This is a genomic window from Clostridiales bacterium (assembly GCA_012512255.1).
Lineage (GTDB): Bacteria > Bacillota > Clostridia > Christensenellales > DUVY01 > DUVY01.
Genome location: JAAZDJ010000142.1, coordinates 1 through 5223 on the forward strand (window position 1 = coordinate 1; position 5223 = coordinate 5223).

Consider the following 5223-nt stretch of genomic DNA (forward strand, 5'->3'; position numbering starts at 1 on the left):
GTCATAACGGTTTCCCCGACATACCGCCCGCCAAAAGTTCCAAATCTTGTTTTATCCATTTCGTACCGCCTTTATTAATTGTTTTATTTTTGTCTTATCTTTTTTGTCGTTGGTTTCAGCGCCGCTGCATATATCCAAGCAATACGGCTTTAGCTTTTTGGCGAAAAGAATGTTGTCAATATTAATCCCGCCCGCCAAAAATGTTTTGCCCAAATCAAAATTAATTAGTCCCCAATCAAAGCTTTGGCCGCTGCCGCCATAACGGTTATCCAGCAAGATATAGTCGCTTTTTAAAAGTTCGGGCATTCGGTCTTTTATTTTATACGCCTTGATTACGGGAAGCCCCAGCTTTTTTACTTGGTCTATATAATCTTGGTCTTCCTCGCCGTGCAGTTGGACCAAATCTATAATCCCTTCCTTACAAACCTCTTCTATCTTGGCGATCTCGGCGTTTTGAAAAACCCCGACAGCTTTGATTTTTTGGTCCAATCTTGCCCTTAACTTTTGTGCTTGTTCGGGTTTTATCGCCCTTTTGGATACGGGCGCAAAATTAAATCCTATATAATCGGGCAAATATTGGTTGACTATATCTATATCCTCTTGCGTTTTTAAGCCGCAAATTTTTATCCTGCACATATCACACCCTTAAATTTTCTATCGCTTGGCTTATTGAAGCGCTTTTGGAAAACGCCGTGCCCACAAGCGCCGCGTCAACGCCCAAAGATTTTACGTATTTAGCGTCCCGAGGGTCCAAAATTCCGCTTTCGGACACCTTAATTACCGTATCGGGCAAATATTTTATAAGCCTTTCGGTGTTTTTTATATCCACCTCAAAAGTCTTTAGGTTTCGGTTGTTAATGCCTATAATGCCCGCGCCTAATTCAAGCGCCGCGTCAAGCTCGTCTCGGTCGTGGACTTCAACCAATACCTCCAGCTCCAAACTTTTAGCCAAGTTAAAAAAGTTTTTTAATTGCTCATTGGTCAATATCGCGCAAATCAAAAGCATACAATCGGCGCCTATTACCGCGGTTTTCAAAATGTCATACTCGTCTATTATAAAATCCTTCCGCAAAACAGGCAAGTCGCTTAGTTTTTTAAACGCCTCCAAATCCCGCTCGCTGCCCAAAAAATATTTTCGCTCGGTCAAAATGCTGACCGCCTGCGCGCCTGAGACTTCTTTGGCAAAATCGCCTATTTTTAAGTCTTGGTTTAACACGCCCGCCGAAGGCGAGGCCTTTTTATACTCGGCGATAATGTTAAGCCTTCCCTGCTTTCGTATGCTTTTTGAAAAGGCGCGCCTTGACTGTCCCAAGACCAGCTTTTTTTCTAATTCCTTTGCGCTAAGGCGCGCTTTTTCTTCCTTTAGCTGCTGTTTTTTGTTTTTCAAAACAGCCCTTAACAAATCATTTATTGGTTTCAATTATCAATTCCTTTAATTTTTTTAGCGCTCTGCCGCTGTCAATGCTCTCGGCCGCCATTCGCGCGCACTGGCTAATGGGCTTGGACAAAACGGCTTTAATAGCCAAAGCGCTGTTCATTATGACGGTGTCGCGCAAAGGCCCTCTTTCGCCTTGCAAGACCCTTAGCGCCATTTGCTTATTGGTTTGGGCGTCGCCGCCTATTATATCTTGAAGCTCGCAGCCTTCCAGCCCGAAATCTTTTGGCGTCAATGTATAATGGACGACATCGCCGTCTTTATACTCGCTTATATAGGTAACGCCGGCGGGATTGACTTCATCCAAGCCGTTTTCGCCGTGAACGACTATGCCGCAAACAAGCCCCAATTGCCCCAAAGCCTCGGCCACGGGCCTTTGCAACGCGCGGTCGTATACGCCCAAAAGCGCGTATTTGGCCAATGCGGGATTGCTAAGCGGCCCGAGTATGTTAAATATAGAACGAAAGCCCAATTCTTTTCTGACTTTGGCGGCGTATTTCATTGAGGTGTGATAAACGGGCGCGAACAAAAACGCGATGCCTATCTTGTCAAAAATCTCTTGCATTCTTTGGGGCGGTATGTCAATCTTGACGCCCAGCGCCTCAAACACATCGGCGCTTCCGCATTTGGAAGAAACCGACTTGTTGCCGTGCTTGGCGACTTTAATTCCGCAGCCCGCCGCCACCAGCGCGCTTATGGAAGACACATTAAAGGTGTTGTGCCCGTCGCCGCCCGTGCCCACTATGTCCAGCGAGTCGCTGCCTTCTATTTTTATGGCTTTATCGCGCATAGCCATAGCCGAACCCAAAATCTCCTCGGAGGTTTCGCCTTTTAGCTTTAGCCCCGTCAAATACGAAGCCAAGACAATATCGCTTACCTCGCCGCTCATTATCTTGGTCATAACGAAGCGCGCGTCTTGGTATGTCAAGTTTTGTTTATCGGTAACCATTTTCAAAATCGCTTGCATAGTATTAAACCTCCAAAAAATTTTGCAAAATCTGTTTGCCGTATTCCGTCAAAAACGAAGCGGGACAAAACTGCAAGCCGAATATTTTATGCTGCCGATGCCTAAGCGCCATTATAGCGCCCTCGTCGTCATAGGCCGCGGGGCACAATACGGGCGGGAGTTTTTCTATTATCAAAGAATGGTATCTGCCCGTATTGATTTTGGGCGGCAGGTTTTTAAAAATCGGACAGTCCAGCAAATGAACGGGCGATTTTTTCCCGTGCGCTATCTTGCGCATCGGCCTTACCTCGCCGCCAAAAGCAAGCGCTATCGCCTGGTGTCCAAGCCCTATTCCCAAAATAGCCGTATTTTCGCCCGATTGCTTAACAATCTCAATCAATAGTTTGGCGTCTTTTGGATGACCTGTACCGGAGCTTATCACTATATGCGTAGGCGCCAAATCTTTGATTTTTTCAAGAGTCGCTTCGGCGCTTTTTATGACCATAATATCGCCGTCAATTTCAGCCAGATATTGATAAAGATTATAGGCAAATCCGTCGTTGTTATCTATTAATATAGTCATTAGCTAAAAACCTCTTTTTTTTAACAGCTTTGTTCTACCGCCGCCAAGACGGCTTGGGCTTTGTTAAGCGTTTCTTGGTATTCTTTTAGGGGGTCGCTGTCCAGCACAACGCCCGCGCCGCTTTGGACATTGATTTTGTCTTTGTATTTGACCACCGTTCTTATGGCTATGCAGCAGTCCATATTGCCGTTATAGCCCAAGTAACATATAGCGCCGCCGTATATTCCGCGCCTGTGCGGTTCCAGCTCGCCTATAATTTGCATGGCTCTTATCTTGGGCGCGCCCGACAAAGTGCCCGCGGGCAGCACCGCGCCCAGAGCGTCCAAAAAATTACAATCTTTTTTTAGCCTGCCCGCCACCACGCTGGTAAGGTGCATTACATGCGAATATCGCTCCACGGCAAGATGATTTCTTACTTCCACGCTGCCGATTTCGGATATTTTGCCCAAATCGTTTCTGCTTAAGTCCACCAGCATATTATGCTCGGCTATTTCTTTGGGGTCGTTAAGAAGCTCTTGTTCTAAGTCCCTATCCTCTTGCTCCGTGCGCCCGCGCGGCCTCGTGCCCGCTATGGGATAGGTAATGACTTGGCCGTTTTCTATATGGATAAGCGTCTCGGGCGAGCATCCCGCGATTTCCAGCTCATCCATTTTGATATAGTAAAGATAAGGCGAGGGATTGATAGTCCTTAATTTCCTATAAACCTCAAACAAACCGCCTTTATATCGGGCGAAAAACCGCACAGAAGGCACAACTTGAAAAACTTCGCCGAGTTTGATGTATTCTTGCGCCTTTTTTATGTTTTGAATATATCGCTCTTGGGTAATGCTGGTCTCAAAGCGCGGTTTTTTGCCCGAGGCGGCATAATTATAATCAATAGGGGCTTTTATAATCTCTTCCAATTTATCCAATATTTGTTGGCATCTTTGGTATTCTTTTTCGCGGTCGCGCGATGCGTCCATATTGGCTATAAGATATAAATATTGCTCATAATGGTCAAAGACAATGAGGTTATCAATAAACATTAATTTTATATCGGGCAAATCATCCATTTTTGGATAATCAAACACGATAGAATTATCAAAATACCCCGCGCTCTCAAAGCCGAAATAGCCCACGGCCCCGCCCGTGAACACAGGCAGGCCCGGAATGCGTGGGGAAGTGTATTTGTTCAGCAAGGTCTTTAAAGTTACGATGGGATTATCAAAAACCTGAATTTGCCCGTCTTGCTTTAGATATAATTTGTTGTCGCTGATTTCTACTTGGATGCTTGGGTCAAGCCCCAAAAACGAATACCGCGACCACCTTTTTTCTTTGACGCTTTCAAAAAGGTAATAGTTTTGACTGTTTGCCGCTATTTTTTTCAACAGCAAAACAGGCGTGTAAAAATCCGCGTAAATTTTTCTATAAACTGGAACTTTGCCAAAACCTTGGCACAAATCAAAGACTTGTTGTTTTAACACCTAATCTAATCTCCTCTATGGCTATAACTATGCTATTTCTAATCTATACCTAATAAAAGTATAGTAATAGTATATTCCCCGAATATAAAAATGTCAATATTTTTATAACAATTTATTAATATTTTTTAAAAATTTTAAAACCAAACATCATAATCGGTTTTTTATCGTTTTTTTATTTGTCCGAAGTTAATTTTTTTCTAAAAACCAAAAGGCTTATCGCCAATAAGATTATAGTATATATAATGACCACTATAAGCGGCTTCCAAATCTTGGAATATTGGCCTAGTATGGCAAAACTCGCCAAATCCACGGCGCTTTGTCCTAAAAATACGCCAAAGATTTTGTCCTTAAAGCATTATATCATATAAACCCCAAAACGCTTAAATAATCAAAATGTTTTTAATGACCGTTATATCAATAATTAATAGTAAAAAAACTTAAAATTAGATTATAAAAAGTTTTAAAAAAGCCTTAATATAAATAACAGCTTTTAAAAAGCTATTTTAAAAAAATTTGCGCCGCATTTAGCCCAAAAAAAATATATAAATTAAGCGTCCGCCAATTTGGACGAATTAAACTTTTTTACACTTTCTTAAGCCTAAAAATCTATAATTATGGATACTGCCCAAAATCATGCGCGCGAATTTAAGTTAAAAGCCTAATTTTTAAGCCAACAGCATTCTGTCTGTGGCGAAATTACCGCCGGCGCTTTGCTCAAACTTCTTTAATAAGTCTTCCACTTTTAACGATTGTTTTTCGGCGCCTTCTGCTTCGTATATAATCTTGCCTTCGTGCA

At 42.9% G+C, this 5223-nt stretch carries 7 protein-coding genes; all 7 read right to left on the bottom strand.

From position 1 onward, the window contains the following. Window positions 1-51: 51 nt before the first annotated feature. On the bottom strand, window positions 52-636 hold the full coding sequence (locus tag GX756_06900) for a phosphoribosylanthranilate isomerase (GenBank protein NLC17586.1): 585 nt from the start codon (window positions 634-636) through the stop codon (window positions 52-54). 1 nt (window position 637) lies between these two features. Beyond that, a complete protein-coding gene (gene trpC / locus GX756_06905; GenBank protein NLC17587.1) occupies window positions 638-1420 on the bottom strand; it encodes an indole-3-glycerol phosphate synthase TrpC in 783 nt (260 codons plus the stop codon). Next, a complete protein-coding gene (gene trpD / locus GX756_06910; GenBank protein ID NLC17588.1) occupies window positions 1404-2402 on the bottom strand; it encodes an anthranilate phosphoribosyltransferase in 999 nt (332 codons plus the stop codon). The genes trpC and trpD overlap by 17 nt, the downstream gene beginning before the upstream one ends. Before the next feature lie 4 nt (window positions 2403-2406). Beyond that, window positions 2407-2964, bottom strand: a complete 558-nt coding sequence (locus GX756_06915) for a C26 family cysteine hydrolase domain-containing family (GenBank protein NLC17589.1) — start codon at window positions 2962-2964, stop codon at window positions 2407-2409. A gap of 20 nt (window positions 2965-2984) precedes the next feature. Then, a complete protein-coding gene (gene trpE / locus GX756_06920) occupies window positions 2985-4427 on the bottom strand; it encodes an anthranilate synthase component I (GenBank protein NLC17590.1) in 1443 nt (480 codons plus the stop codon). 172 nt (window positions 4428-4599) lie between these two features. Then, entirely contained in the window at window positions 4600-4737 is a 138-nt protein-coding gene (locus tag GX756_06925) for a hypothetical protein (protein ID NLC17591.1), read from the bottom strand. Window positions 4738-5092: 355 nt separating this feature from the next. Then, window positions 5093-5223: ABC transporter ATP-binding protein (locus GX756_06930; GenBank protein NLC17592.1), on the bottom strand; the 131-nt coding region annotated here is incomplete at its 5' end.